This is a genomic window from Paenibacillus sp. 2003 (genome assembly GCF_031455635.1).
Taxonomy (GTDB): domain Bacteria; phylum Bacillota; class Bacilli; order Paenibacillales; family Paenibacillaceae; genus Paenibacillus; species Paenibacillus amylolyticus_B.
Map to the genome: position 1 here is coordinate 1,184,920 of NZ_JAVDTB010000001.1, position 25,757 is coordinate 1,210,676.

The 25,757-nt window shown below is 44.9% G+C and carries 23 protein-coding genes; 18 read left to right on the top strand and 5 right to left on the bottom strand.

Annotated features, from left to right (window positions below; genetic code table 11):
* Positions 1 to 10: 10 nt before the first annotated feature.
* The 12 genes from J2X75_RS05500 (at position 11) to J2X75_RS05555 (ending at position 14,786) form a co-directional block, all read left to right on the top strand.
* Positions 11 to 1,324: a hypothetical protein gene (locus J2X75_RS05500; RefSeq protein WP_150367455.1), complete on the top strand. Its 1,314-nt coding sequence runs from the start codon at positions 11 to 13 to the stop codon at positions 1,322 to 1,324.
* Between the two features lie 336 nt (positions 1,325 to 1,660).
* Entirely contained in the window at positions 1,661 to 2,764 is a 1,104-nt protein-coding gene (locus tag J2X75_RS05505; RefSeq protein ID WP_091031250.1) for an NADH:flavin oxidoreductase, read from the top strand.
* A gap of 398 nt (positions 2,765 to 3,162) precedes the next feature.
* The gene (gene nagZ / locus J2X75_RS05510) at positions 3,163 to 4,506 is read left to right on the top strand and encodes a beta-N-acetylhexosaminidase (RefSeq protein WP_310334819.1); all 1,344 of its coding nucleotides are present in this window, start codon (positions 3,163 to 3,165) and stop codon (positions 4,504 to 4,506) included.
* A gap of 41 nt (positions 4,507 to 4,547) precedes the next feature.
* Entirely contained in the window at positions 4,548 to 5,252 is a 705-nt protein-coding gene (locus J2X75_RS05515) for a response regulator transcription factor (RefSeq protein WP_091031246.1), read from the top strand.
* The gene (locus tag J2X75_RS05520; protein ID WP_176872664.1) at positions 5,249 to 6,232 is read left to right on the top strand and encodes a sensor histidine kinase; all 984 of its coding nucleotides are present in this window, start codon (positions 5,249 to 5,251) and stop codon (positions 6,230 to 6,232) included. Before J2X75_RS05515 ends, J2X75_RS05520 begins: the two co-directional genes overlap by 4 nt.
* 311 nt (positions 6,233 to 6,543) lie before the next feature.
* Entirely contained in the window at positions 6,544 to 7,314 is a 771-nt protein-coding gene (locus J2X75_RS05525) for an ABC transporter ATP-binding protein (RefSeq protein WP_310334821.1), read from the top strand.
* On the top strand, positions 7,289 to 9,247 hold the full coding sequence (locus J2X75_RS05530; RefSeq protein WP_310334822.1) for an FtsX-like permease family protein: 1,959 nt from the start codon (positions 7,289 to 7,291) through the stop codon (positions 9,245 to 9,247). The genes J2X75_RS05525 and J2X75_RS05530 overlap by 26 nt, the downstream gene beginning before the upstream one ends.
* 173 nt (positions 9,248 to 9,420) lie before the next feature.
* Positions 9,421 to 10,866 carry a 4-hydroxyphenylacetate 3-hydroxylase family protein gene (locus J2X75_RS05535; protein WP_310334823.1) on the top strand — a complete coding sequence of 482 codons (1,446 nt, stop codon included), beginning with the start codon at positions 9,421 to 9,423 and terminating at the stop codon, positions 10,864 to 10,866.
* Between the two features lie 234 nt (positions 10,867 to 11,100).
* Entirely contained in the window at positions 11,101 to 11,808 is a 708-nt protein-coding gene (locus tag J2X75_RS05540; protein ID WP_310334824.1) for a response regulator transcription factor, read from the top strand.
* Positions 11,786 to 13,243, top strand: a complete 1,458-nt coding sequence (locus J2X75_RS05545) for a sensor histidine kinase (RefSeq protein WP_310334826.1) — start codon at positions 11,786 to 11,788, stop codon at positions 13,241 to 13,243. Before J2X75_RS05540 ends, J2X75_RS05545 begins: the two co-directional genes overlap by 23 nt.
* A gap of 35 nt (positions 13,244 to 13,278) precedes the next feature.
* Positions 13,279 to 14,358 (top strand): AI-2E family transporter, encoded by a 1,080-nt coding sequence (locus J2X75_RS05550; RefSeq protein WP_091031174.1) that lies wholly within the window; start codon positions 13,279 to 13,281, stop codon positions 14,356 to 14,358.
* A 29-nt stretch (positions 14,359 to 14,387) separates the two neighbouring features.
* Entirely contained in the window at positions 14,388 to 14,786 is a 399-nt protein-coding gene (locus tag J2X75_RS05555; protein WP_047842725.1) for an Asp23/Gls24 family envelope stress response protein, read from the top strand.
* A 69-nt stretch (positions 14,787 to 14,855) separates the two neighbouring features.
* On the opposite strand, the gene J2X75_RS05560 is transcribed toward J2X75_RS05555, so the two are convergent.
* Positions 14,856 to 15,701 (bottom strand): AraC family ligand binding domain-containing protein, encoded by an 846-nt coding sequence (locus tag J2X75_RS05560; protein ID WP_310334831.1) that lies wholly within the window; start codon positions 15,699 to 15,701, stop codon positions 14,856 to 14,858.
* 200 nt (positions 15,702 to 15,901) lie between these two features.
* Here J2X75_RS05560 and J2X75_RS05565 point away from each other — a divergent pair, with 200 nt between their 5' ends.
* The 3 genes from J2X75_RS05565 (at position 15,902) to J2X75_RS05575 (ending at position 20,112) form a co-directional block, all read left to right on the top strand.
* A complete protein-coding gene (locus J2X75_RS05565; protein ID WP_310334833.1) occupies positions 15,902 to 16,906 on the top strand; it encodes an aldo/keto reductase in 1,005 nt (334 codons plus the stop codon).
* A gap of 316 nt (positions 16,907 to 17,222) precedes the next feature.
* Complete coding sequence (locus tag J2X75_RS05570; protein ID WP_310336660.1) at positions 17,223 to 18,764, top strand: acetate--CoA ligase; 1,542 nt, start codon at positions 17,223 to 17,225, stop codon at positions 18,762 to 18,764.
* 103 nt (positions 18,765 to 18,867) lie between these two features.
* Positions 18,868 to 20,112, top strand: a complete 1,245-nt coding sequence (locus J2X75_RS05575) for an aminopeptidase (protein WP_310334836.1) — start codon at positions 18,868 to 18,870, stop codon at positions 20,110 to 20,112.
* A gap of 309 nt (positions 20,113 to 20,421) precedes the next feature.
* Here the strand turns inward: J2X75_RS05575 and J2X75_RS05580 are convergent, their stop codons facing one another.
* Positions 20,422 to 20,880 carry an AraC family transcriptional regulator gene (locus J2X75_RS05580; protein ID WP_310334838.1) on the bottom strand — a complete coding sequence of 153 codons (459 nt, stop codon included), beginning with the start codon at positions 20,878 to 20,880 and terminating at the stop codon, positions 20,422 to 20,424.
* 165 nt (positions 20,881 to 21,045) lie between these two features.
* Here J2X75_RS05580 and J2X75_RS05585 point away from each other — a divergent pair, with 165 nt between their 5' ends.
* Positions 21,046 to 22,206: a leucine-rich repeat domain-containing protein gene (locus J2X75_RS05585; protein WP_310334839.1), complete on the top strand. Its 1,161-nt coding sequence runs from the start codon at positions 21,046 to 21,048 to the stop codon at positions 22,204 to 22,206.
* Positions 22,207 to 22,254: 48 nt separating this feature from the next.
* Here the strand turns inward: J2X75_RS05585 and J2X75_RS05590 are convergent, their stop codons facing one another.
* Positions 22,255 to 22,887, bottom strand: a complete 633-nt coding sequence (locus J2X75_RS05590) for a nitroreductase family protein (protein WP_091016769.1) — start codon at positions 22,885 to 22,887, stop codon at positions 22,255 to 22,257.
* Positions 22,888 to 23,017: 130 nt separating this feature from the next.
* On the opposite strand from J2X75_RS05590, the gene J2X75_RS05595 reads away from it, so the two are divergent.
* Positions 23,018 to 23,257 carry a hypothetical protein gene (locus tag J2X75_RS05595; RefSeq protein ID WP_307537098.1) on the top strand — a complete coding sequence of 80 codons (240 nt, stop codon included), beginning with the start codon at positions 23,018 to 23,020 and terminating at the stop codon, positions 23,255 to 23,257.
* 135 nt (positions 23,258 to 23,392) lie between these two features.
* Here the strand turns inward: J2X75_RS05595 and J2X75_RS05600 are convergent, their stop codons facing one another.
* Together J2X75_RS05600 and J2X75_RS05605 are read right to left on the bottom strand one after the other, a co-directional pair.
* Complete coding sequence (locus J2X75_RS05600; protein WP_310334842.1) at positions 23,393 to 24,166, bottom strand: M15 family metallopeptidase; 774 nt, start codon at positions 24,164 to 24,166, stop codon at positions 23,393 to 23,395.
* Between the two features lie 419 nt (positions 24,167 to 24,585).
* Positions 24,586 to 24,948, bottom strand: coding sequence for an iron-sulfur cluster biosynthesis family protein (locus J2X75_RS05605; protein ID WP_017688778.1), 363 nt, complete (start codon positions 24,946 to 24,948; stop codon positions 24,586 to 24,588).
* A 167-nt stretch (positions 24,949 to 25,115) separates the two neighbouring features.
* On the opposite strand from J2X75_RS05605, the gene J2X75_RS05610 reads away from it, so the two are divergent.
* Complete coding sequence (locus J2X75_RS05610; RefSeq protein ID WP_310334846.1) at positions 25,116 to 25,700, top strand: TetR/AcrR family transcriptional regulator; 585 nt, start codon at positions 25,116 to 25,118, stop codon at positions 25,698 to 25,700.
* The last annotated feature ends 57 nt before the right edge of the window (positions 25,701 to 25,757 follow it).

The window sequence follows — 25,757 nt, forward strand, 5'->3', positions numbered from 1 at the left end:
GGAAGCGGACATGCAGAGACATACAAAATGGACAGCCGTAATTTTGACCATTGTCGCAGGAATGAGCTGGATGCTTATGGGAAACTCCAAGCCGAAAAACACCACGTCAACGAGTCAACCCCCTGCGACGGAACGTGGGCTTGCCAAGGTGTCGAATGCACCGATCAGTTCAGCGGATGTAACATCGAAGATCGAACTGCTAGGCAGACCTTTTACCAAAACACCATATGCTAATAACGTCTGGGACATGCAACTGTACAACGGCAAGATATATTTGGGCCACGGGAACAGTAGCAATCTGGGCGTAGCTCCAAATTCAGGTCCTATTCCAGTTATTTATTATGATACAGCGAATGCAAAATTTAAGACCCAGTCGGTGACTAACAGCAACCCGGGCATCTTGCCATCAACGAAGATGTATGTGGATGAGGAGCAGATTGACATTTACAGAGTGCTGAACGACAAGTTATATATTCCTGGCAATGATTCGGATAGTGAGAAGTGGGAATTGGGCAATTTCTATCGTCTGGATGGAGAGGTATGGACCAAATATCGTAATCTTCCACTCGGTGTACACGTATACGATTTGGCATCTTATCAGGGTAAGATGTTTGCCGCGCTGGGGACAGATTCCAAACCAACGATATTAATCTCTCATAATGAAGGTGAAACTTGGCAGAAATATGCGACCATTAACACGTTTGGTTTCCGGGCCTATACCATGTTCCATCTTAATGGCAAGTTATATGCATCTGGCATGATGTATCCTGCCAATAAAATATGGAATGACAAAACTAATATTCTGGAGATTAACGAAAAGCTTGAGAAACGGGATGTTGTCATCTATGGCAGCAAAATGTTGCCTGGACTAACCTATCAAACGGGCACGATTCCTTATAATAAAATAGGCAAAAATGTTAACTTTAATAACAAGTTGCTCTATATAGCGGGAGGCGTGTTCAATGATGGGCAGCTGCTGCCCAAATCTTTGAATGTCATGACCGACATTAATCAGGCAAGGCGTGTTAATCTGCCAGATGCCAAGGCGCTCCCAACCGATGTGCTGTTGCGTGATGGCAAGGTGTATGTGCTTACGTATACTCGCCAAAGTGCCAATCTGTATATCAATCGGGTCTACCAATCCACGGATCTGACCACATGGAATGAGATTTTACGTTTTAATCAGGACACGTATGCCAAGTCATTTGAAGAGAACGAGGGTGATTTCTACTTTGGTCTGGGTACTGATCCCGATGTGTTATCGACTTCGTCAGGGAAATTGCTTCGAGTGAATCGCAATGATATCCCCGTGAATGCTAATTAAATTGGAAGGAAGATTATGGATTATATACTATGCTACATCCACATTATTGGTGACCGGGAAAATACCTTAAGATGCAGTAGAGTGCATGTCAGACTGCTTCGGTAGTGTGATCAAACAGAGGCTGCTGTTAAGGTAGCTTTCTTTTTTTATGTAAAAAGATTAGTATGAACGATTAACTTCGAAAATTTGAAAATAAAATTAAGAAACTATAAAATGGATAGAGAAATAACCTTAAACCAGTCAACTGGATTACAAATGTTATGATATACAAAAGCATGTCGCATTTCACATGAATGCGAAAGTTTCACACTTCCAATTGCAAAGGAGCAATGTACTATGAACGTACCTTCAGCATTATTCAAACCTTTCACCTCGGACAAGCTAACATTGTCTAATCGAATCGTTATGGCACCCATGACTCGCGGATTCTCACCAGAGGGTGTACCTGGACCAGAAGTTGCTGAATACTATCGTCGCAGAGCAGCAGGTGGAGTGGGGCTCATCATAACGGAAGGTACAGGCATTAATCATCCATCTTCGGTTAGTGGAGCCAGTATTCCATTATTCCATGGTGAAGATTCGTTGCAAGGATGGGCTAAAGTAGTGAAAGCAGTACATGAAGCGGGTGGCAAAATCATGCCACAATTGTGGCATGTGGGTACAGCACGTCGTTCCGGTGACTTGCCTAACGCAGAAGCTGAGCCTGTAAGTCCCTCAGGGGTTAGCATGGCAGGTGAACCATCACGTGAACCTTTAACGGAAGAGGAGATTCAAGGGCTTGTACAGGCATATGCCCAAGCGGCAGCGGATGCACAGCGAATCGGGTTTGACGGCATTGAACTGCACGGAGCCCATGGGTACTTGATTGACCAATTCTTCTGGGAGCAGACGAATCGACGGACCGACAAATATGGTGGTGATTTGGTACGGCGAACTCAATTTGCGGTTGAAGTAATTGAAGCTTGTCGTGCGGCGGTTGGTCCTGATTTCCCAATTGTGCTCCGGTTCTCCCAATGGAAGATGGGGAATTATGAGGCACGTCTGGTGGAGACGCCAGAACAATTGGAGCAATTCTTGGCACCACTCAGTGCTGCTGGCGTGGATATATTCCATTGCTCTACACGCCGGTTCTGGTTACCGGAGTTCGAAGGTTCCGAGCTGAACCTTGCGGGTTGGACGCAGAAAATCACTGGCAAACCAGCCATTTCGGTTGGATCGGTAGGTCTTGAAGCTGAATTTGTGGACAGAGCAACCGAGAACCAGGGAACAGGGGATGCCCATCTGGATCTATTAAATGAGAAGCTGGAGAACAATGAATTTGACCTGATTGCCTTGGGTCGTGTTCTGCTTAGTGATCCCGAATGGCCTGCCAAAGTTCGTGAAGGTCGCATATCCGAAATCATTCCATTTACAACGGAAGTGTTGCAAACACTCCATTAATAGAAGCCTAGGAACGTTTGGTGAAAGGTGAACCAACGCTGAACGACAACGATTTACAACGAAAAGTAAATAAAACGAACAAATAGGCCGCCTTTGGGCGGCTTTTTGAGCTACCTATACTAATAATTTCAACATATGAAAAATTCACAATAGTAAAACACTTTCCTGCGCCGTTGCTCCTATTGATTATCCCCACACGTCCCGCACGCGCTTGGTCACAACACCATTAAGTTCCATATTTCAGGTTCTATAGCAACCATTTTTTTTCGCTGCATATATGTCAGCACAACGATTCAATCCTCAGAAGCGCTCATTTTGAAAATCATTCACCTTGTGATAAGGTTAGGCCTGAACCTTTGAATTACCAAGATGACATTACATAAGGAGGATGAATATCCTTGCACAATTATAGGTACAACTCGAACAATAAATGGAGAAAACCACTGCATATGCTGTGTCTTCTGCTGGGAATCGTTTTGCTTTTATCGGCATGTGGCCAAGCACAGAAACCTTCCTCCGCAACAGACTCGAATACCGGCGGCTCAAACGCTGGCTCCAACTCAGGGCAATCTTCCTCATCGCCGGAGCAGAATACCGCTCCACCGCAGGAAGAAGTACCAGAGGAACCGCAAGAAGAAGTCGATCCGGTGCAGGAGCAGCTCAGTTCATTAACGTTAGAAGAGAAGATTGGACAGATGATACTGGCCGGTGTTCAAGGGACAACGTTGGATGATCAAGCCAAACAGATGATTACCGATCAAAAGGTAGGGGGCATTATTTTCTATGCCAACAATGTATCGACACTCGAGGGAACAGCCAAGTTTGTACAATCCATCAAGGAAGCGAATCAATCCAATCCGGTACCGATCTTCATGAGTGTGGATCAGGAGGGTGGCAAAGTCAGTCGTATGCCAGAGACGGTGGAATCCATTCCTTCCAGTAGAAAAGTAGGCGAGACGAATGATAGCGCGCTTGCTGAAACGATGGGGGAATTGCTGGCGAGACAGGTTCAACTTGCAGGTTTTAATGTGGACTTTGCTCCTGTGCTGGATGTGAACAGTAACCCGAAGAACCCGGTCATTGGAGATCGTTCATTCGGCAGCTCGGCAGAACTGGTGTCACGTATGGGGATTGCTGAGATGAAAGGTCTACGAAGTGAAGGCATTATTCCGGTAGTGAAACATTTCCCGGGGCATGGGGATACGTCCGTGGACTCCCATCTTGACCTTCCTGTCGTGAACAAAACGGAAAAACAACTGGCTGAGCTGGAATGGATTCCGTTCCAGGCCGCGGTGAAGGAACAAGTTGAAGCAGTCATGGTTGCACACATTTTGTTCCCGAAGCTTGATCCGGATCATCCGGCTTCCTTATCGGATGTCATTATTGGTGAACATTTGCGCGGCAAATTTAAGTATGACGGTGTCGTCATCACAGATGACCTGAGTATGGGAGCAATAGCGAAGAACTTCAAGTTGGATGAAGCTGCCCTAGCAACGGTTAAAGCAGGAAGTGACATTCTCTTGGTAGCTCATAGTTATGAAAGTGCCAAGACGATTTTTGACACGCTAATAAGTGCAGTGAAGTCAGGCAAGATCACCGAGTCCCGAATTGATGAAAGTGTATATCGTATCCTGGCATTGAAGCAACAATACAAGTTATCGGATGATCAGAAAGCTTCTGGAGACCTGAAGCAATTGAATGCAGATATTGTGGATTGGCGTAAGCAAATCGATGCTAGATAATAAATCCTGTGTTATGATTTTGCCAGAGGTGAGATCCAATAATGTATACCATTATGATAATAGAGGATGATCCCAAGATTGCGGGATTATTGAAATCACATATTGAACGCTATGGGGACCGGGCCGTTCTGGTCGAGGATTTTGAGATGATTGTGCAACAGTTTGAGCAGGTACAGCCACATGTGGTACTTCTGGATATCAACTTGCCCAGTTACGATGGTTTCTATTGGTGCCGCCAGATTCGTACGCTGTCCACATGCCCCATTTTGTTTATCTCCGCGCGGAGTGGGAAGATGGATCAGGTCATGGCACTGGAGAACGGGGCGGATGATTATATTACGAAACCATTTGAGCATGAGATTGTTATAGCGAAAATTCGAAGTCAGCTACGCCGGGTATATGGGGATTATGCTGCACGTGACGAAGAACGCAAGGTGGAACTGGACGGCTTGGTCGTGTACTTGGAAAGACTGGAGATTCAGCTTGGTGATCGCAAAGTGCAGCTGACGAAGAAGGAAACGATTCTGCTGGAAACGTTACTGCGCCGCAGTCCCAAGCTGGTGAGCAGAGAGACAATCTTGGAGAAGCTGTGGGATGACTCTTTTGTGGATGACAATACACTCAGCGTTAACGTTACTCGGGTGCGTAAGCGATTAGCCGAGCTTGGTATTACGGATGCACTGGAGACGGTCAGAGGTTCGGGTTACCGATTGAACAATAACTGGAAAGCTTCTTCTCCATCATGAGATTGTTTATACGAGAACATCTCGCTTTAACTTGCTGGGTTGTTGCCATCTTGTTCACCGTTGTTGCAGTGTTCTGGTATGACGGTTACAACGATTGGGTCACGGCTGCTTATGCCGTAACGCTGGGATTATTTTTGTACGTTGGATATTTGGTGTATCGTTATTATTCACATCGCTCCTTTTATACCCGGATGTCACGATCGATGGATTCGCTGAAGGAATTTGTACCATTGAACGAAACAAGTCCATTATCACTGGCGCTGGAAAAGTTATTGGATTCACAATACGGCCAGTATCACGCACATCTGCATCGGCTGGAACAACGGCAGCAAGAATATCTGACATTCATGAACCAGTGGGTCCATCAGATGAAGACACCGTTATCCGTCATCGAGTTGACCGTGGAAGGTCAGGAAGATGACGACCCTAGGCTCATAAGCATTCGAGAGGAAGCAGACCAGATGAGACGGGGATTGGAGACTGTGCTGTATGTTGCGCGGTTGGATACCTTCGAGCAGGATTTCAGTGTGGAACCTGTGATACTGAAGACCGCTGGGGAAGAAGCGATCCATGAGCTCAAGCGATTCTTTATTCGCAATCACGTCTATCCAGAGATGCATATAGATTCTGCGCTGGTTGTACAATCCGATGCCAAGTGGATTCGTTTTGTCTTGGTACAGTTACTGTCGAACGCAATCAAGTACTCTGCGGGCAACGGACAAAAGATTCATCTGCGTGCGTATGAAGCGGAACGCTCTATCATGCTGGAAGTGCAGGATCAGGGCATCGGGATTCCGAAGTCTGATCTGAATCGGGTATTCCAACCTTTCTTCACCGGGGAGAACGGGCGGCATTTCAAAGAGTCCACAGGCATGGGATTGTATATAGCAAAAGAAGTGTTAACGCGGATGAATCATCAGATTGATCTTGAATCCGTGTACGGCGAAGGAACGACTGTCCGAATTACATTCAACTCCTGAAGTGACAGGTTGAAAATAAGATCGGGACGTTAGGTCTGTATTTTTGTTGAAGAAGTGTGAGTGGAGCATGAATTACAGCGTAAGTGTAAGTATAGACGTCTATTGCCTGATCGGGCGAAGGCGTCTTTTTGATTTTCATGATGCAACCTTACAACATTGTCATGTTGATGAAAGGTTAAACCATAGGAGAATGGCCGAAACTTCGATAGACTGTAGTCAGAAGAGTACAGGAAAGGCCACGCACAATACGCATGCACACAGCATGAAAGTAACTTAATTTTGAATTCATACATTACTAAGGAGTTGTAACCATGGAGATTTGTTCTGTGAAACAGATCAGTAAAATCTACAAAGGCATCGTATCTTATGAAGCGTTATCAGGTATTGACCTCAGTATTCAAGAAGGTGAGTTTGTTGGCATCATGGGACCATCGGGTAGTGGCAAAACAACACTGCTGAACATGATCTCAACCATTGATCATCCAACATCAGGAGAACTGCTGATTGCAGGGAAGAATCCGTTTGAATTGAATCAGGACGAACTCGCGCTGTTCCGGCGCAAAGAGCTTGGTTTCGTTTTTCAATCGTTCAATCTGTTAAATACCCTGACAGTTAAGGAAAACATTGTGCTGCCACTGACTCTTGACGGTGTTTCGCTAGCAGAGATGAACACACGTGTGGAACAACTGGCAAGCAAGCTGGGGATCGAGGGTATTCTGAACAAACGGACATATGAGATATCAGGAGGACAGGCACAACGTACGGCCATAGCCAGAGCGCTTATCCATTCCCCGAAGTTGATTCTGGCCGATGAGCCAACAGGTAACCTGGATTCGAAGGCGGCAAGAGATGTCATGGAGATTCTCGAAACTCGCAATCAGGAGGATCAGGCTACGATGCTGCTGGTCACTCATGATGCAGTAGCTGCAAGTTATTGCAGTCGGGTTGTCTTTATCAAGGATGGCAAATTGTACAATGAAATTCACTACGGCGATAATCGTGCAGCCTTTTACCAGAAGATTATTAATGTATTATCCCTAATGGGAGGTTCAGGACATGAATTTTCGCCAGTTCGCCATTAATAACGTTGTTCGCAACAAACGAATTTATCTGGCTCATTTTCTGAGCAGTACATTTTCCGTCATGATCTTTTTTACTTACGCATTGCTTCTGTTCCATCCTGATTTGAAAGCAGGGTTAAAGGGATCAAGTGGTACGGTTACTTTGCTTGCAAATCAGGGGTTTATGATTGCGGAGATCATTATATTCATCTTTTCGTTCCTGTTCCTGCTCTACTCGGTAGGTTCATTTCTAAAGACGCGTAAGAAGGAATTTGGTATCTTCCTGATTCTTGGCATGACACGCAAACAGATGAATCGGCTTCTGTTTATGGAGAATATGTGTATTGGATTAGCTTCGATCATTACGGGCATCGGACTCGGGCTCATTTTCGGCAAATTGATTCTGCTCATCTGTGGCTCCATGCTGGCTGTTGAGAACAGTCTTCGGTTCTATTTTCCGCTGAAAGGCATCGCCTTGACGGTTGGAGCATTTCTGCTATTGTTCGTTGTCATCGCGATGTCGTCATCCTTGCTCATACGGAAAGGTTCACTCATTGACCTTGTGAAATCAGAGGAAAAACCGAAACCGGAACCCAAAGCATCACGCTTACTCGCCTTGCTGTCGGTGCTGTTCATTGGCGGGGGTTATGCAGGAGTATTCACTTTTGTATGGGTAAGCTTCTCCTTTCCATTATTACTTGCAAGTGTCGTGGTTGTTATAGTAGGTACTTACTTTCTGTTCACACAGCTCAGTGTATACATCATTCGGGCACTGAAAAGAAATCCAAGGTTGTTTTTCCGTAAAACCAATCTGCTCTTCTTATCTGAACTTACCTATCGAATGAAAGATAACGCCATCATGTTTTTCATGGTAAGTATCATCTCGGCTTCTTCATTTACGGGAATTGGCACCATGCTTGCTATTGCTGACCCGGGGTTGTCGTCCATGTCGAATCCGTACGCATTCAGTTATATGAATAACTGGTATACTCCAAACTCCGAGCGACATATTCGGCAGATTGAAGAAACGTTGATTGATCATCAAGTTCCCTACGTGAAGGGCAGTTATGCTCCTATAGGTGAAAATAATAATGGGAATATTATCAAACTGAGTGATTATAACCGTCTTGCGAAGGCACTGGGGTATGAAGAACGTACGTTGAAACAAATCGATGAGTCATTTATGACACCAAGCAATTTGGCGATGCGCAAGGAGTACCGTGAACAGGTTGAAAAAGGAGCCTCGGGAGGAAAGATCAATCTGGAGGTTGATAATCAGCACATACCTGTCCAGCTATCGACACCTGGTACCGATATTGTGATTCCTTTTCAATATGAAATTTATCTCTACGTCGTAACCGACGAATTGTTTAATAAGATGAGACCAGCGTACAACGAGGAAGTAGGCATGCCTGAAGGTTTCTATTCGAGTCGAACGATACAATTTATCGTTAAAGATTGGATGGGTACACGCAGCTTTGCTCCTGAATTGATCAAATCCATTCAAGATGATCATTCCGACAAAGGTTATTATGAGGTCAGCGCGCTTGTGGTGGACTGGCTTAATTCCAAACAAACAAACGGGATCATTCTGATCTTGAGCGGTCTGATTGGCATTGTTTTCTTCACCTTTGCAGCAAGTTTCACGTATTTCAGACTTTACGCAGATCTAGAACGGGATGAAGCGCAGTATCGCATGATTGGCAAAATGGGACTGAGTCGTCCCGAACTCCGTAAGATCGTAACAAGGCAGCTATTGCTTATGTTCTTCCTGCCGATTCTGGTGGCGGTCATCCACAGTTCGGTTGCCTTTGTGGCGTTGCAGCAACTGGTTGATTTTTCGGTCTTCGGATACAGCCTGCGCATCTTCTTGGTGTTTGCTTCCATGCAGATTTTGTATTTTGCACTCGTGCGCTGGCGGTATCTGCGTCACATGTATTCCAAATTAGTCTAAAATAGCATAGCCCAACAGACACCGGACTCATCGCTCGGTGTCTGTTGACTTTTCTAGCTAAGGCACAGTACTATTTCATTAGATACAGAATGTATCATTACATAGTTTCTCAAGCAGTTAGAAGGATGGAGTTACAGAAATGTCAGGCCGGTGCCTGAGAGGGAGGACATATCATGAGTATCACGATGTCTCGTGGACAAGCTTACATTCAACGTTTGAATGATGAGCGGAATGTATGGCTGGACGGAGAGCGTATCCAGGTAACCCGACATCAGGCCTTTCAGGGAACACTTCAAACCATTGAAGGATTGTTCAATCTGGTGGATGACCCGGAGACCAGGGAAACCGTGGCCTATTGGGACGAACAGACGGGAGGTTACGTGCATCGCTCTTTTCTTGTGCCTCGTTCAGTTCCTGACGTGAAGAGCAGGGCGGATGCTTTTCGGCTATGGGCCGATCGGACGTATGGGGTGATGAGCCGATTGTCTGATTATGCTCGATCCCGGCTGACCGGTTGGTATGCAACACGACATGAGATGACATCACATGACCCGGCATTTGCAGACAAAATATCGACTTATTATGAACAAGCCAAACGAAAAGATGCATTCCTGACGATTGTCCAGCGGGACCCTCAGATTAATCGTTCCTTGCCTGTTGGGGAAGATGAGGATGCCATGCTGCGAATTGTCCAAAGCAATACGGAGGGTGTAGTGATCCGCGGGGCCAAAATGGTGGCAACAGCAGCGCCTTATGCCGATGATATCATTGCTTATCCCGTTCAACGAATTCCGGGCCACCTGCCAGAGCTGGCCCATATGGTCATTGTAGCCGCGGACAGTCCGGGCTTGCACATGATGTGTCGTGAATCTTTTGCCACAAAAGATTCAGATAAATCACATCCACTCAGTGCGCAGTATGATGAGATGGATGCTGTATTATTTTTTGACGATGTATTTGTGCCCTGGGAACGTGTATTGCTGCACAATAACCCTGAAGCCGTATGGCAGATTCGCTGCAATACAGCATCGGCCAGTCTGGCCTACCATCAGAGTGTCATTCGATTACACTCGAAACTGGAATTCATTACAGCTGTGACCTCAGCCATTGCCAAGGAGATCGGGGTGGACTCCTTCCTGAATGTGCAGGAACAACTCGGAGAGCTGATCAGTCAGATACAGACTATCGAGGGACTGATTATTGCTGCTGAAGCACAGTCCAAGCCGGACGCATTTGGCAACTGGCTGCCAGAATTCAAATATATTGAAACCGCACGCAATCTGGGCAATCGTTATTACCCTCGCGCGGTGGAGATTTTGAAGACCATTGCTGCGGGTGGTCTGATTCAGATTCCTTCAGGTACGTTTGAGATGAATGAAATGATGGGTTCTATGGTAGGCAAATATCTTGGTGGAGTAACGATGCAAGCCCCGGAGAAGATTCGACTCTTTCAACTCGCATGGGAACTGACCGGAAGTCCACTCGGAGCAAGGCATGATCTATATGAACGTTTCTACGCGGGTGATCCCGTGCGCAATCGGGCGAACCAATATGTGCAGTATGACAAGGAACGTTTATTGGGAAAAGTTGAACCGTGGCTTCGTTCGCTTAAGGACTGATCTGATAATCTAATACAAATGGTCCGAATGAAGATTGAAAAGCCTGAATGAAGAACGAAAAGCTTGAATGAAGGCTGAAAACAGCTCTATTTTAGTTAATGCCTTGGCCTAAGCCAGGGCTCTATTTCTATTTATTTAGATTATCTTTAGAAATGATTTAGGTTGAATTAAGAGACGTAGTATATAGTAATAATGTAGAGATAGGCATACAGTATAGGAAATGAGAGGAATAACATGAGATACACCGTATTAATTGCAGATGACGAACCAGAGATTGTTGAACTGCTTCAACTATATCTGGAGAAGGACTACACCATTAAGACTGCGGTGAATGGAGCCGAGGCGCTACAATGCATACGTTCAACACAGATCGATCTGGTCATACTGGACATCATGATGCCTGTAATGGATGGATTGCAGTTGATCAAACAGATCAGATCCACACATAACATGCCTGTTCTGTTCCTATCCGCTAAAAGTCAGGATCACGATAAAATCCTTGGGCTTGGACTTGGGGCAGACGATTATATAGCGAAGCCGTTCAACCCGCTTGAGATTGTCGCCAGAGTAGAGGCGTTGCTCAGAAGAGTCAATCAATTTGATGCAGCGGAGATCCCCGCAGCGAAAGAACAGAATCTGGTATTAGGTGATCTGACCCTGGATCGATCCCAATGTATCCTTTTTCGTTCAGGAAATCCTGTAACATTGACCTCTACAGAGTATAAAATTATGGAATTGTTGCTTGATCAACCTGGCCGAGTGTTCACCCGTAAAAAAATATACGAAGCCGTCTGGGGCGACTATTATGCGCACGAGGACAGCACGATTATGGTACATATCAGCAACATTCGGGAGAAGATCGAGCGTGACTCCAGACAACCGGAATATCTCAAAACGATAAGGGGACTGGGATACAAAATTGAAGCGCCCATGGAAAGCTAGAGAAAAGCGACTGTTGCAGACATCCCTGACACTGGATTTCTTGCTGTTCAACTTCTTTTTGTTGTTACTGGTATTAATCGTGTACCTTATGGTGTCACTGGATGTTGTGGACTTTCGCATTTCGGATCAGGTCGTTGATCCGGATCTCAATGTTGAAGCCCACGTGTATGTGGCAGAGTTGGAGAATGAATTTTACTCCGGTGGAGGTTCGGTTTCTCAAGGTAAAGACACAGAGATTCAACGTCTCAAGGACAGCGGCGGCTGGATTGAGATTCTGGATGCGAATCGCAACGTCATTCGTCATGTGGGAGAAAAGCAAGATGTGTTCACACAATACAGTGAAGCCGATCTGTATGATGGACTGGAAAATCGGAGTGACCAGGAATACTATTATTCGATCACTCCTCTCTCGACAGAAGGAGCGGCAGCGTATGTGTTGCTGAAGATCCCGCGTGATCTGGTCAGCGTAAGGATTAATGATAATCAGTTGATTACCAATCTGAAACATCCATTATCCTTTTACATTATGATTGGCATCGGTTTGGTTTTATTATTGATCTTTGTCTATAGCTATTGGGTCGCACGGAGAATCAAAAAACCACTCAGCATCCTCTCCTCGGGTCTTACGCAGATGATACAAGGAAATTATAGTACACGGATGTCGATCTCAGCCGAGAGGGAATTTGTCCAGATCGGTGAGACCTTTAACTACATGGCGGACGTCATTGAGAACACCTCTGCGGAGAAACGTTACGCTGAAGAGAGCAAACAGCGACTGATTGTAGATTTATCACATGATCTGAAGACACCGATAACATCTATACAGGGATATGCGCAGGCTTTGGTGGAAGGACGTGGAGAGGACAAGGACAGGCAGCAAAGATATCTGGGATACATCTATAACAAGTCTGTTCAAGTTGCACGCATGATACAGAATATGCTGGAGCTGCTCAAGGTGGATTCGCCCGATTTTCGCATGCATATTCAGAGAAGAGAGATTGGAGAATTCGTGCGCGAGATTATGGCAGATACCTATGGGGAGATTGAACAGAAACAGTTTGTCCTCCATGTACTTGTTCCTGATCAGGAGATCTACGCGAGGTATGATCCGGAGCTGTTATCCAGAGTCATTCAGAATCTGATCACCAATGCTCTGTCTTATAATCCACTCGGGACAGAACTGCGCGTCGAACTCATTCCGCTTCATACCCATGTGGTGATAGAGGTGGCAGATAACGGAGTGGGCATACCTCAAGAACTATGGGCAACGATCTTTGACCCGTTTGTACGAGGGGATGAGGCGCGGACAGCGACCGGAGGCACCGGACTTGGTTTGTCCATCGCACGACGTAATACGGAGAAAATGGGTGGACGGCTGATCCTTTCCCGGCGTGGGCGAGAGACCACCGTGTTTACCATTGAGATTCCAAATTAAATAAGAGAAGAAATGTCCATGTGGAGGGAAATATTTTGTTCAAAGTAAATACGTTTGTCCGGTTCAGTATTGCACTGGCGCTGATATTGGTTAATATCTATTTATTATCACGTGTAAGCTTCATCTTTCAGCCGCTCGTCACCATGATCACGGTCATTACCGTGCCGATGATGTTGTCGGTGTTCTTTTATTATCTGCTAAGGCCGCTTGTGAATTATATGGAGAAAAAGAAAATAAATCGCACGCTAAGTATTTTGCTAATCTATCTGGTTATTGCTATTCTGGGAGTGTTCTTCATCATTGGTTTATGGCCATCGTTACGTGAGCAACTGATCAATCTGGTTGATAACGCACCAAGTCTAATTAATTCATTAAGTGAACAGCTGAGAGAGCTGGAGCAAAATGGTGCCATTCAGGCCTTGTTCCCTGAGGGCTCGACACCTTTCTCCCAGATCACGGAGTATATCAACAAAGGATTTAACTTTGTAACCAACTATGTAAGTGGATTCTTCTCACTCGTTTCCAGTTTTGCGATCATCTTGTTTACACTACCGATCCTTTTGTTCTATATGCTGTTACAAGGCGAGAAATTTGGTCGTAAACTGGCACATATCGCTCCAAAACGTTTCCAAAATGACAGCCGTGAAGTTGTACTTGAGATTGATCAGGCGCTGAGTGGTTTTATTGTAGGTCGAGTCTTGGTAAATCTGGCGCTGGGTGTACTGATGTATATCGGTTTCCTGATCATTGGACTGCCGTACGCATTACTGCTCACGGTAATCGCGGTCATCATGAACTTTGTTCCATTTATCGGAGCGATTGTGTCGTCCGTGCCTATTGTGATCATGGGTCTCGTGGTATCACCATCGGTTGCCATCTGGTCTCTGATTATTATTCTCGTCGCTCAGCAGATTCAGGACAACCTGGTTGCACCGTACGTATTCGGCAAAAAGCTGGATATTCACCCGTTAACGACGATTATTCTGGTCTTGGGTGCAGGGGACCTGGGTGGAATTATTGCCATCCTGATTATTATCCCGGTTTATATGATCGTTAAAATTCTTCTGGTTCGAATCTATAACATGTTCTTCAAGGACAAATGGCAGAATGCATAGAATTTAAATTATTCGAAGGAGTGGAGCACATGTCTGAAATTATCGAAAAACAATACAATGAACCTGAATATATCGCACCTCAATCTGTTCAAATGGGTACCATTCACATCTCGAACGATGTGTTATCCAAGATCGTGGGGATGGCCGCTCAATCAACGGCTGGCGTATCCTCCATGTCGGTTGGACTGACTGAAGGGATTGCCAAGAGTATCAGCGGCAAGAGCCTGCAAAAAGGGATTGACGTACATGTCAAAGACGATCAGGCAACCATTCAGCTGCGCATCAACATTCAATATGGCAACAAGATGCACGAGGTCTGCCGTGAACTTCAACATAATGTTCAACAGGCTGTTGAACAATTAGCAGGCGTCATGGTCGATGAAATCAAAGTGCAAGTTGTTGGCATATCCATGCCGGAGACGGTATAAACCAATGAAAAGAATGTAAGGAATAACGATAGTAAGGTTAAGCGATTAACAAAAACAGCACCTTCCCAATTAACAACTTAACTGGGAGGGTGCTGTTTTATGTTTGCGGTAGTAGGTGGGCGCTTCACCCATCACTTTTTTGAACATTTTGGAGAAAAGCAATTGATCCGTATAGCCCACAGAACGGGCAATATCACCAATGGTCAGACCGGGATCAAGCGTCAGTTCGGCTGCCCTGCGCATCCGATAATGAACCAGATACGACTGGATGCTGCTTCCCATCTTGTCCTTGAAGAGAGAGCACAGGTAACTGCGCTGCAAACCGACATGGGCCGCGATGGATTGAACGGTAATGGCATTGGCATAGTTCATTTCAATGAAGTCCATTACTTGCGTAACGTACGTTTCCTTCGAATAATCCGGCATGGGTTGAAGATGCTCTGAATTAGCCTGATCAATCAAAATGGAGAAGAATTGATACAGCAAACCAGTCATGCTGATCTCCCAGCCTTTGTGGGTATGGCGCGAATTAATCATTCGATGCAGACAGGATCGCATCTCGTCATCCTCATTGCCCAGCTCAAAAATCGGGTGATGCTCCGACAGACAAGCTTGCTGTAAAAAGGTTTGGCTATTGCTGCCTTGAAAAGCAACCCAGCTGTATTCCCAGGGATCATCCTGATCTGCTTCGTAATGAACAACAGAATGCGGAACGATCAGAAAACCTTGACCTTTGTGCAGGGTGTACGTTTTGCCACCCACTTCGAAGGTGCCTTTGCCATTCAAAATATAATGAATTTTGTAATAGTCTCTCATGGCAGGGCCAAAGTGATGACCTGGTGTACAGGCTTCCGTGCCATAATGAAGGAGCTGAAGCTCCTGAAAATGATTGCTTTTAAACATATACGTAATCAAGGGTATTCACTCCTGTATGATTCGTCTCATCTTGCATTTTAACATATTAATTAGCTGAAAAGATCAATGATTTAACATTAGCTTGTATAGATAACAGTCATTTTTCCATATGGTTATAGTGAAATGCCATATCGTTTTGCTCGAGAAATGTCTAAGATTAGAAGCAGCAAGGCAAACCCTACAGGAAAGTGAGAATAACAATGCCCTATACTGCGAGTGAACAACGATATGATGAGATGAAATATGTACGTTCCGGTAAATCCGGAATTAGACTGCCGCAAATTGCACTGGGTTTATGGCAGAACTTCGGTGGCAACCGTACGTTGGATATTCAGGAAGAGATGATTTTGCGTGCCTTTGACCTCGGAATTAACCACTTCGATCTGGCGAATAACTATGGTCCCCCTCCAGGATCAGCGGAAGAGAACTTTGGTGTGATTTATAAAAAACATCTGCGTCCTTATCGGGATGAGCTGCTCATCTCCTCAAAAGCTGGCTATCACATGTGGAGTGGACCTTACGGCGAATGGGGTTCCCGTAAAAACCTGATTGCCAGTCTGGATCAAAGTCTCAGCCGGATGGGACTGGATTATGTGGACATTTTCTATCATCACCGTCCAGATCCGGACACGCCGTTGGAAGAAACGATGACGGCGCTGGATCATATCGTGCGCCAAGGTAAAGCACTGTATGTGGGCTTGTCCAATTATAATGCAGAACAGACACAAGAAGCGGTAACCATTCTTCGTCGTCTGGGTACGCCATGTCTGGTTCATCAACCAAACTACTCGATGTTGAATCGCTGGATTGAAGACGGTTTGCAGGACGTACTGGATGAGCAGGGCGTAGGTTCCATTGCGTTCTGTCCACTCGGCCGCGGTCAGTTGACCAATAAATATGTCGACAAGATCAAGGAAGAACGCGCCAATCCAACAGGCAATTTGAAAAAAGAAGCATACACAGACGAACGGATTGCCAAGTTCGATGCGCTTCAGGCAGTTGCCAAGCGAAGAGGGCAGACGATCTCCCAACTGGCTCTGAACTGGATCTTGCGTGGTAACCGTGTAACCTCCGCACTAATTGGTGCAAGCCGTGTGTCCCAGATTGAAGAAAACGTGGCTGCACTCCAGGTACCGGATCTGACAACGGAAGAGTTGAATGAGATCGAAAGCATTCTGGACGGAATGGGCAATTATCCGTGGTAATATACACAGTATAGCTGTGTGAAAATTATAGTTAGCTAAAACTAATGTAATATAAATTAAGAATGAAATGGTGCCTACCTGATCAATCAGGAAGGCGCCATTTTGTATATGTCATTTTCTTTATAGGATAAGATCTATTATAATAGTTCATTAATTGACCTATGTTTATTTTTTCAGAATGAACCTAGTTCATAGCACCTGGTCCTAGGATTTAGGGTATAATATATAGAAGCTTTACAATTGAACTACGAAGGAGAGGCTCCATTTGAACTTTGAACAGTGGATTTCGCCTGAAAGCTATAACCTGACATCCGAGATGGAGAATCATCCATCAGACCGGATTGCACTTAGATGGCTCAGCGATCAACGAGAATTGGAAGAGATCACGTATGGTGATTTATTCAAGCAGGCGAATCGTCTTGCTGGAGGTTTGCGTGAACTTGGACTAGAGAAGGGTGATCGGGTGTTGGTCATGGTACCACGCCGTATTATTGCCTATGTCATTTATATTGCTTGTCTGAAACTGGGGATTGCCGTTATTCCTTCCTCCGAGATGTTGCGGGCAAAAGATCTGGAATATCGTCTGCGTCACTCTGAGGCGCGGGCTGTTATTGTATGGTCCGAGACGACCTCGGAAGTGGAAAAGATGGACGCGGATCTGCCGTCACTGGCACATCGCATCGTGGCATCACCGAATGAAGAAGTTGGCGTACCTGCTGAAGGTTGGGTGAATGTGCATCGGTTAATGCAGAATCAACCCGATGAGATGGCTGCGGTGGAGACTCATCGTGATGATACGGCTATCCTTGCTTATACTTCGGGCACAACAGGTAATCCCAAAGGAGTTGTACATAGCCACGGTTGGGGATATGCCCACCTGCGGATCGCTTCTTCATTATGGCTGGATATTCAACCTTCAGATACCGTATGGGCAACGGCTGCACCTGGCTGGCAAAAATGGATCTGGAGCCCGTTCCTGTCGGTACTCGGAAGAGGCGCGACTGGACTGGTCTACAATGGATCTTTCCAGCCCAAGCGTTACCTGGAACTGATGCAGGAACATCAAATTAATGTCCTTTGCTGTACACCAACGGAATATCGGTTGATGGCCAAAGCCGATGATCTTGGACATTATGACCTGTCTCATCTGCGCAGTGCTGTTTCAGCGGGTGAACCGCTCAATCAGGAAGTCATTGAAATCTTCCAGCGTCACTTTGATCTGACTATTCGAGACGGATATGGACAGACCGAGAGCACGTTGTTAATCGGCAGTCTCAAAGATGCCCCTGTACGCATTGGCTCCATGGGTCAGTCGATCACACCTGGATTGATTGAAATCATTGACGAAGACGGACAGCCTGTTCCTGCCGGTGAAGTAGGAGATATCGCGGTACACAAAGAGATGCCAGCTTTGTTCCGGTCCTATTATCAGGATGAGGGACGGAAGGAAGCGAGTCAGCGTGGCGATTATTTTGTAACAGGAGACCGTGCACGTAAAGACGAAGAAGGTTACTTCTGGTTTGAAGGGCGCAGTGACGACATCATCATCAGTTCGGGCTACACGATTGGACCATTTGAAGTGGAAGAAGCACTCATGAAACACGCCAGCGTGAAGGAATGCGCGGTGGTTGCAAGTCCGGATGAGATCCGCGGCAATATTGTCAAAGCTTTTGTCGTGTTGAGAGACGATTCACTGGCTTCACCAGAACTGATGCGTGAATTGCAGCACCATGTCAAAGAAATTACAGCACCTTATAAATATCCACGCAAGATAGAATTTGTTACGGATCTGCCAAAGACCAACTCTGGTAAAATCCGCCGGATCGAACTGCGCGAACAAGAAAAACGTAATGGTTAAATGAGATTAGATAACGAATGATCATGCGTAGTGAAAGAGAAGGAATCGATTCTGCAGAAGCGAAAGCGGTCGTACAATATATGAAACAGGAGTGAACACAACCATGAGTCAATTTGAACAAACCTTTGAAAAGTCATTGGAACAATACGCAGAACTGGTTGTTAAAGTTGGCGTGAATATTCAAAAAGGACAGGATCTGCTCGTCACTGCACCGATCGAAACGCTTGAATTCACACGTCTGATTGTGCAAAAAGCCTATGCGGCTGGTGCAAACTATGTACAAGTGGACTTCGATGACGACAACATTACCCGCAGTCGTTTTGAACATGGTTCCAATGACAGCTTTGACTACTATCCAGCCTGGAAAGCGGATATGATGGAGAAGTTTGCAGAAGCAGGCGGCGCTACCCTGACGATCAAAGTTCCAGATCCTGAACTGTATAACGGAATTGACTCCGACAGCGTTTCCCGTGCTACCAAGGCAGCTGCACACGCACGTCGCGGATATGCCAAATACACACGCAACCATGAAATTAGCTGGTGTCTGATCAAGGCCCCGACCAAGGCTTGGGCGAAAAAAGTATTTGCCGACATCCCGGAAGAAGACCGAATCAACGTGATGTGGGAAACCATCTTCAAAATGAACCGTGTAGATGGAGGAGACGCCGTACAAAATTGGAGAGAACATCTGGATACCCTGAATACCATGAGTGATCTCCTGAACAAAAAGAACTATAAGAGCCTGCACTACCGTGCGCAAGGTACAGACTTGAAAATTGAATTGGTCCACAACCACATCTGGGGTGGCGGTGGTAGCGAAAATAAACAAGGCGTGTACACGGTCGCCAATATGCCAACTGAAGAAGTATTCACCATGCCTAAGCGCAGTGGAGTGAATGGATATGTCAGCAGTACCATGCCTTTGAACCTGAACGGGCAACTGGTAGACCAAATGAGAATCACATTCAAGGATGGACAGGTTGTAGCGTTTACGGCAGCATCCGGTGAAGAACATTTGAAGAACCTGTTTGCCACCGATGAAGGTGCACGTTATCTGGGAGAGGTCGCACTAGTACCACATGACTCCCCAATCTCCAACCTGAATCGTATTTTCTACAATACGGGTATTGATGAAAATGCATCTTGCCACTTGGCTGTGGGAAGTGCGTATCCATTCAACATGAAAGATGGCACAACCATGTCGAATGAAGAGTTACTGAAGCATGAGTGCAATGTGAGCTTGACTCACGTTGATTTCATGATCGGTTCCGCTGAGCTGGATATCGATGGTGAGTTACAGGATGGTACAATCGAGCCGGTATTCCGTAAAGGCAACTGGGCATTTTAATTTAGTTTTATAAGTTGAACTAAAGGTTATTTACACAGACACTACGATGACAGAATAACCTTCCAATCGCTGTTATCCCCAGATTTTTTTGATTCCTTTTCTGAAGGGGAAAATCCGGGGATAGCGTATGCTTCCGATGCAGCTTTCTTTCAGAAAGCTTTTAGGCGAACGCTTCGCTTTTTCAGGTTTTTTCTGTCCTCTCCGTTATCGTGTAAATGATTAGTTCAATTTATATAGTAGCAGTAATAGTGCTTAACGAGAAAGTGACTTCAACCTGAAGTCACTTTTTTTGTTTGCTCGTATCGCGAATTACACGGGTCTTACAGGCACACATATCTCGCAATAATGCTGATTAAGCAGTTCCCAACGATATCTTTCTATAACCGGCTTGTCGTCCATCTGATAACCACTTGTTTGTAAATGAGGGATGATCACATTCCATGCCTGCTGAATAGCTTCTGCCGTATGTCTCACCTTGCAGATGAGATAATCTCCGCCTAATAACTCACCAATCTCAACAAACTCATCTTCCAGACGTTCAGATTCAGTAACAACAATAGAGGCATCATATCTGCAGTTCTGAGGAGGTGTGCTTGCCGGGTCATCCTGGGGAATACCGAATAAAATTGCTGCTTCATTAAGCAGTTGGTTTTTGTCTGCCCATTGTTTCAGCGTATTCATCGCTTGAGCATTGGCTGGACCGTAAGGACCGACTTGTCGAACATAGGCGATACGATATGACGGGAGGTTTTCGATATACATTTCCATGAAAATCTTCCTCTCTGTATGATTTCTCTTACATGTTGGATGTTAACATGGTATAAAAGAATTTGCTTAGGTAATTGTTGAATCCCGGCGACGAAACTCATAGAATAGTGATAATATGTTGGAAGACTGTTCCAATAGAGCAAAACGAGAGGGGAGGCGTTAGACATGGATATTACTTATGCTTTCACGGATGAACGTTTCAGGCAAGTTGTGTTGGATCGTTTTTGTGATCAGCGGGATTTCATTCAGGAGAGTGACGTTTGTGAGGTTGAGATATTGCAACTTTCCAATCACAATATTAGCAATTTTAATGGAATCGAGTATTTCAGGGGTCTTCAAGAGTTGGATTGTGTCTATAATCAATTGACAAGTCTGGATCTAGCTCAGAACCACAAGCTGAGGACGTTACGTTGCAGAGAGAATCAGCTTCTTACACTGGACCTCCGTTCCAATTCGGAATTGCAAGTGCTGGATTGCAGTTTTAATCGACTTCGAAAATTAGATCTTTCTCATAATTCCAAACTTATAACGGTGGAGTGTCATTGGAATATGTTGTCGGAGCTGGCTTCGGAGCACCTACAGCAGTTGAAGGAACTTAGTTGCAGTTATAATGCTCTTTTTTCACTTGAACTTGAACACAATAAGCAACTGCGGCGACTTGATTGCGCCAACAATTACATGTTGGAACTTGATGTAACCGGTTGTCCAAACTTGATTGAACTTCGTTGTAACCACAACCATATCAAACAGTTGGACTTTCGTTCAAATATGGTTTTAGAGAGTGTCCGTTGTTTTAACAACCATATTAGCAAGCTGGATATTCGCCATAACGTACAACTAAGAGAGTTGTACTGTTCCGAGAACAAATTAACCGAGTTGAACTATAGCGCTAATCCCAAGCTGGAGAGACTGCAATATGCAGACAATCTGATTTTTGAATCCAATCATGAAGTTCAGGGGATGGGTGTGTTTCAGTATGACGCATCGATGTCCAACTATCAGATGCGCTTACATATTCAGGATAAAGAACTGGTAGTCACTGCACAGGTTTCAACCAAGACAGAGATGGAAGCCTTATCCCCATATATGGAAGCGACGTGGAAACGATGGGACATGCTTGGTGAGCAAGCGCTTAAAACCATTGCCGAGACTCATCCGGACGAAGATATCAGTGCATTGATTTTGGCTGATGCAGAATTTCAGGGAGATCAATATTTCCGATTGGGTTATGATGCGGGGGATACACCTGCTGGTCGACTGTACATATATGCGGAGTTTGACGATGAATTTCACATGTTGGATACATTGATCTATGAAACGTATTAAAGCCACGAGAACGTGGCTTTTTTGCTGTGTCATTTAACTACTTTTATGTTATTCAGCGTGCATTTTGTTGAAGCTAACATATTCGTTAATTGGTTTACGGTAACCGCGTGGGCGTTGTTTGGCTTCCGACTTTTTGCCGATGGTGATCAGCATAACCGGTACGTAATGGTTAGGAATTTCCAAACTCCGTTGCAGTTCTTCCGAGTCAAAGCCAATCATTGGACAAGTATCCCAACCGCGATCCTGAGCGATCAGCATCAATTGCATGGCAGACAGGCTGGCATTGCGAATCGCATCCTCACGTTGGAAGAATCTGCCGCGAGATTCGTAAAATTCAGTGACACTTTGGGATTCCTGCTCGTATTGAAACGGAGTGAGTGCGCCCAGGTTTAGCAAGCCTTCGTTAATAGTGCGGATATGATGATGCGCGTTGACGTCGCCCAATACCACGATGACCGCAGAAGCTGTTTTTACCTTATATTGCTGGGAAGCTTCATAGACTTTCTCTTTCTGTTCCTCGTCTTTAATCACAAGATAGTGCGTGTGTTGCAGGTTAAAGGCAGATGGTGCAAATTTGTTCAGGGCAAACATCTCTTGCAGTTCCGAATCTGAAATTTCAATTCCTTCTTCAAAAATAACGGCCGATCTACGGTTTTTGACTAGATTCTCGAACTCACTCATGGTAGTTTCCCTCGCTTATGTATGATTTATAAACTGACTATAACACACTTAGTTACTTTATGTAAGTATTATTTTAGAATAAGACAAGGATTGTCTGCCATACGCTAAAATAAAACACTAGAGGTGATTCATGAAAGCATTGATCGCAAGGTTTATGGGAGGACATGACCCTCATGAATTTCGGGTATATGTGATCCAATCTTCGACGTTAAAACGTTTTGTAGTAGTGGAGATTATTCTAGGCCCTATCGTGTACAATGTCGCACTTTATTTGTGCCATAATGCAATACTTGCTGGAGTAGGCTCTTGGGCTGGAACAGAAGGTCTTAAAAGATTGCCACTCGTCTTTAGAAAAATCGTTGGGACATGATGAAGTGTATAAATGAAAGATTGAAGCAGAAGAGGGCCAGTTGCGGCCCCATTTTCTCCTTCAGCCATGTTATCTATGGTCACGCTTCTTTTTATCTAATCAGATAACTGTCTACGCTCTGGGTTCCAACCTGCCTTATTTGGCACGTTCCAAATACTGCTCGAGCGTAAGATTCTGGTTGGTAATCTCACCAGCAATATATACTCCGACATAACGTACATGCCATGGCTCATAGGAGTAACCAGTCAATTTCTCTTGGTCTTTGCCATAACGAATGATGAATCCGTATTTGTGGGCATTGGCTTTTAGCCATTTGCCTTCTTTGGTGTTGCCAAAGCTTTGCTGAAGATCATAACCAGCCGAAGCGCTGGAGATATCCATGGCTAGACCAGTCTGATGTTCGCTTTGTCCTGGCCGAGCACTTGTTTTATTGGCAACAGCTTCACCTTTGATACTGGCATTACGGTCAAAGATTGATTTCTGGGTCGCATAAGAGCGATAGCCAGACACCGCTTTGATATCAATGCCGTCTTTTTTGGCAGCCGCAAATAATTTTTCAATAGCGGTTGCAGCTACTTTACGCATTTGTTTCTTCGGACTGGAACCTGAGAAGCTAAAAGGAACATTAGGTACAACCAAATCTTGTGGTGCATAAGTTGAAGGCAGATTTCTCTTTTTATTGACAAGTACAACCGTACTGGACACATTGGTCACAGTTGCCACATTTTTAATCGTTTTGATCGTACGACCAGGTGCATTATCATGCAGAAATTGAGTGAAGCTAGAGCTTGCCGCAGACGCGACGGGATTCAGGCTAGAAGTGATGGGAAACGTAGTAAAGGCAGAACCTGCTACAACAGAGCCTACGAGAATTGTAGATATGATGGATTTACGAGTAAAAGATTTCATGATGTGTGTTCCTCCTCGGAATATATGAATCTATATACCGAGTATACTAGAGGATTATATCCATAGGTTCTCCAATTGTTTCCGAGTTGTAAACAAAGTTTGCTATATAAGTTGAACTAAAGAATATTACACTGGACACTACGATGACAGAACAACCTTCCGATCGCTGTTATCCCCAGATTTTACGAATTCCCCTTATAAGGGGGAAATCCGGGGATAAAGGCGAACGCTTCGCTTCTTTAGGTTCTTTCTGTCCTCTCCGTTCCGTGTAAATGTTTAGTTGAATTTATATAGAGTCTTCTTTTGCAACTCTCCTAGAGGCAGTATACATGAAAAAGCCGTTGCATAAGATGCAACGGCTTGTGTTGTGAAGAGAAGAGAGATAATGCTAGATTACTGAAATTATGCTAGAGACTATGTTATAACATGCAAGCGTCAGATCCACCGGAGCTTCCCACAGTTACGGCCCGTGTATCACGAACGCGAACGTTGGCGCTGAGCACACCAGAATCACTGCTTAATTTGAAAGAAGGATAATTTTCTTCCGTATCCAGCTTCATGTGTTGTTCTAGGTTCAGCTGCTGCTTCGGATCAACATAGAACGGAACCAGATTGGTTTCAATCTGCGCGTCGAGAGCCGCAAGTTCATCAACAATGATAATAGCGATAACTCCGTTACATCCGCAACCTTCCAAGTCATAGATCACTTTGAAATATCCGGGTTGGTCATTCAGGCTTTCCGTCAATCGTTTTGCAGCCAAATCTGTAATTTGAATATACATATAGGTACACTCCTTTATATGTGGTCATGGTTGTAAGGGTAAAAAGAATTCATTCAGCTTCTATTCACATTATACCACTTTGTCAATAATCAAAGCATTTATTTTCTTGACTGATCAGTCTGGAAAGGGTATTCTTTATTTAATGAATAGGGAGGTGAGGTCTGAAATTGGGAAGAGCCAAGGAGTTTGACACGGAGACCGTTCTAAGAAAAGCAACGTCTGTATTTGGAGCGTACGGTTATGAAGGTACATCTTTGAGCTTACTGCTGAGTGAACTTGGCATTGCGCGGCAAAGCCTGTATGACACCTACGGAACTAAACATGATTTATTTGTCTCTGCTCTTAAATTCTATATTCAGCAGAAGACAGAGGCGGGGATCAGACTATTAAACGAATGTACAAGTGTGAGGCAAGGCGTGACCGAGTTGTTCAACGAAGCGGTTAACGTGTTGACAGACAACGAACGTCGTAATGAATGTTTCATCATTAATAGCGCGGTTGAACAGGCACCACAAAATCACGAAATCGCAGCTTTTATTCAAACCACTAATCAACAAATGGAAGATGTTTTTCATACTGCGCTGTTACGAGGCCAGAAGAGTGGCGAATTGAGGCACTCAGAGGAAGAATTGCCCGGGCTTGCCCGTTTTCTGAATTATTCCCGACTCTCATTGACCTTTACGGCGAAGAGCGGTGCAAGCGCAGAAGCGCTGCAAGATTTTGTACAGATGACCCTAAGGGCTATGGATTAACGTTTTACATGGTTTGAGTAAGATTCTTTATGGTTTTTTGAAAATGAACGCTTAGGG

Bases quoted from the DNA above. Each gene is read 5' to 3' on its own strand.
- J2X75_RS05500 (WP_150367455.1), top strand. From the start codon at position 11: ATGCAGAGACATACAAAATGGACAGCCGTAATTTTGACCATTGTCGCA.
- J2X75_RS05505 (WP_091031250.1), top strand. From the start codon at position 1,661: ATGAACGTACCTTCAGCATTATTCAAACCTTTCACCTCGGACAAGCTA.
- J2X75_RS05515 (WP_091031246.1), top strand. From the start codon at position 4,548: ATGTATACCATTATGATAATAGAGGATGATCCCAAGATTGCGGGATTA.
- J2X75_RS05520 (WP_176872664.1), top strand. From the start codon at position 5,249: ATGAGATTGTTTATACGAGAACATCTCGCTTTAACTTGCTGGGTTGTT.
- J2X75_RS05525 (WP_310334821.1), top strand. From the start codon at position 6,544: ATGGAGATTTGTTCTGTGAAACAGATCAGTAAAATCTACAAAGGCATC.
- J2X75_RS05530 (WP_310334822.1), top strand. From the start codon at position 7,289: ATGAATTTTCGCCAGTTCGCCATTAATAACGTTGTTCGCAACAAACGA.
- J2X75_RS05535 (WP_310334823.1), top strand. From the start codon at position 9,421: ATGAGTATCACGATGTCTCGTGGACAAGCTTACATTCAACGTTTGAAT.
- J2X75_RS05540 (WP_310334824.1), top strand. From the start codon at position 11,101: ATGAGATACACCGTATTAATTGCAGATGACGAACCAGAGATTGTTGAA.
- J2X75_RS05555 (WP_047842725.1), top strand. From the start codon at position 14,388: ATGTCTGAAATTATCGAAAAACAATACAATGAACCTGAATATATCGCA.
- J2X75_RS05565 (WP_310334833.1), top strand. From the start codon at position 15,902: ATGCCCTATACTGCGAGTGAACAACGATATGATGAGATGAAATATGTA.
- J2X75_RS05570 (WP_310336660.1), top strand. From the start codon at position 17,223: ATGGAGAATCATCCATCAGACCGGATTGCACTTAGATGGCTCAGCGAT.
- J2X75_RS05575 (WP_310334836.1), top strand. From the start codon at position 18,868: ATGAGTCAATTTGAACAAACCTTTGAAAAGTCATTGGAACAATACGCA.
- J2X75_RS05580 (WP_310334838.1), bottom strand. From the start codon at position 20,880: ATGGAAATGTATATCGAAAACCTCCCGTCATATCGTATCGCCTATGTT.
- J2X75_RS05585 (WP_310334839.1), top strand. From the start codon at position 21,046: ATGGATATTACTTATGCTTTCACGGATGAACGTTTCAGGCAAGTTGTG.
- J2X75_RS05590 (WP_091016769.1), bottom strand. From the start codon at position 22,887: ATGAGTGAGTTCGAGAATCTAGTCAAAAACCGTAGATCGGCCGTTATT.
- J2X75_RS05595 (WP_307537098.1), top strand. From the start codon at position 23,018: ATGAAAGCATTGATCGCAAGGTTTATGGGAGGACATGACCCTCATGAA.
- J2X75_RS05600 (WP_310334842.1), bottom strand. From the start codon at position 24,166: ATGAAATCTTTTACTCGTAAATCCATCATATCTACAATTCTCGTAGGC.
- J2X75_RS05605 (WP_017688778.1), bottom strand. From the start codon at position 24,948: ATGTATATTCAAATTACAGATTTGGCTGCAAAACGATTGACGGAAAGC.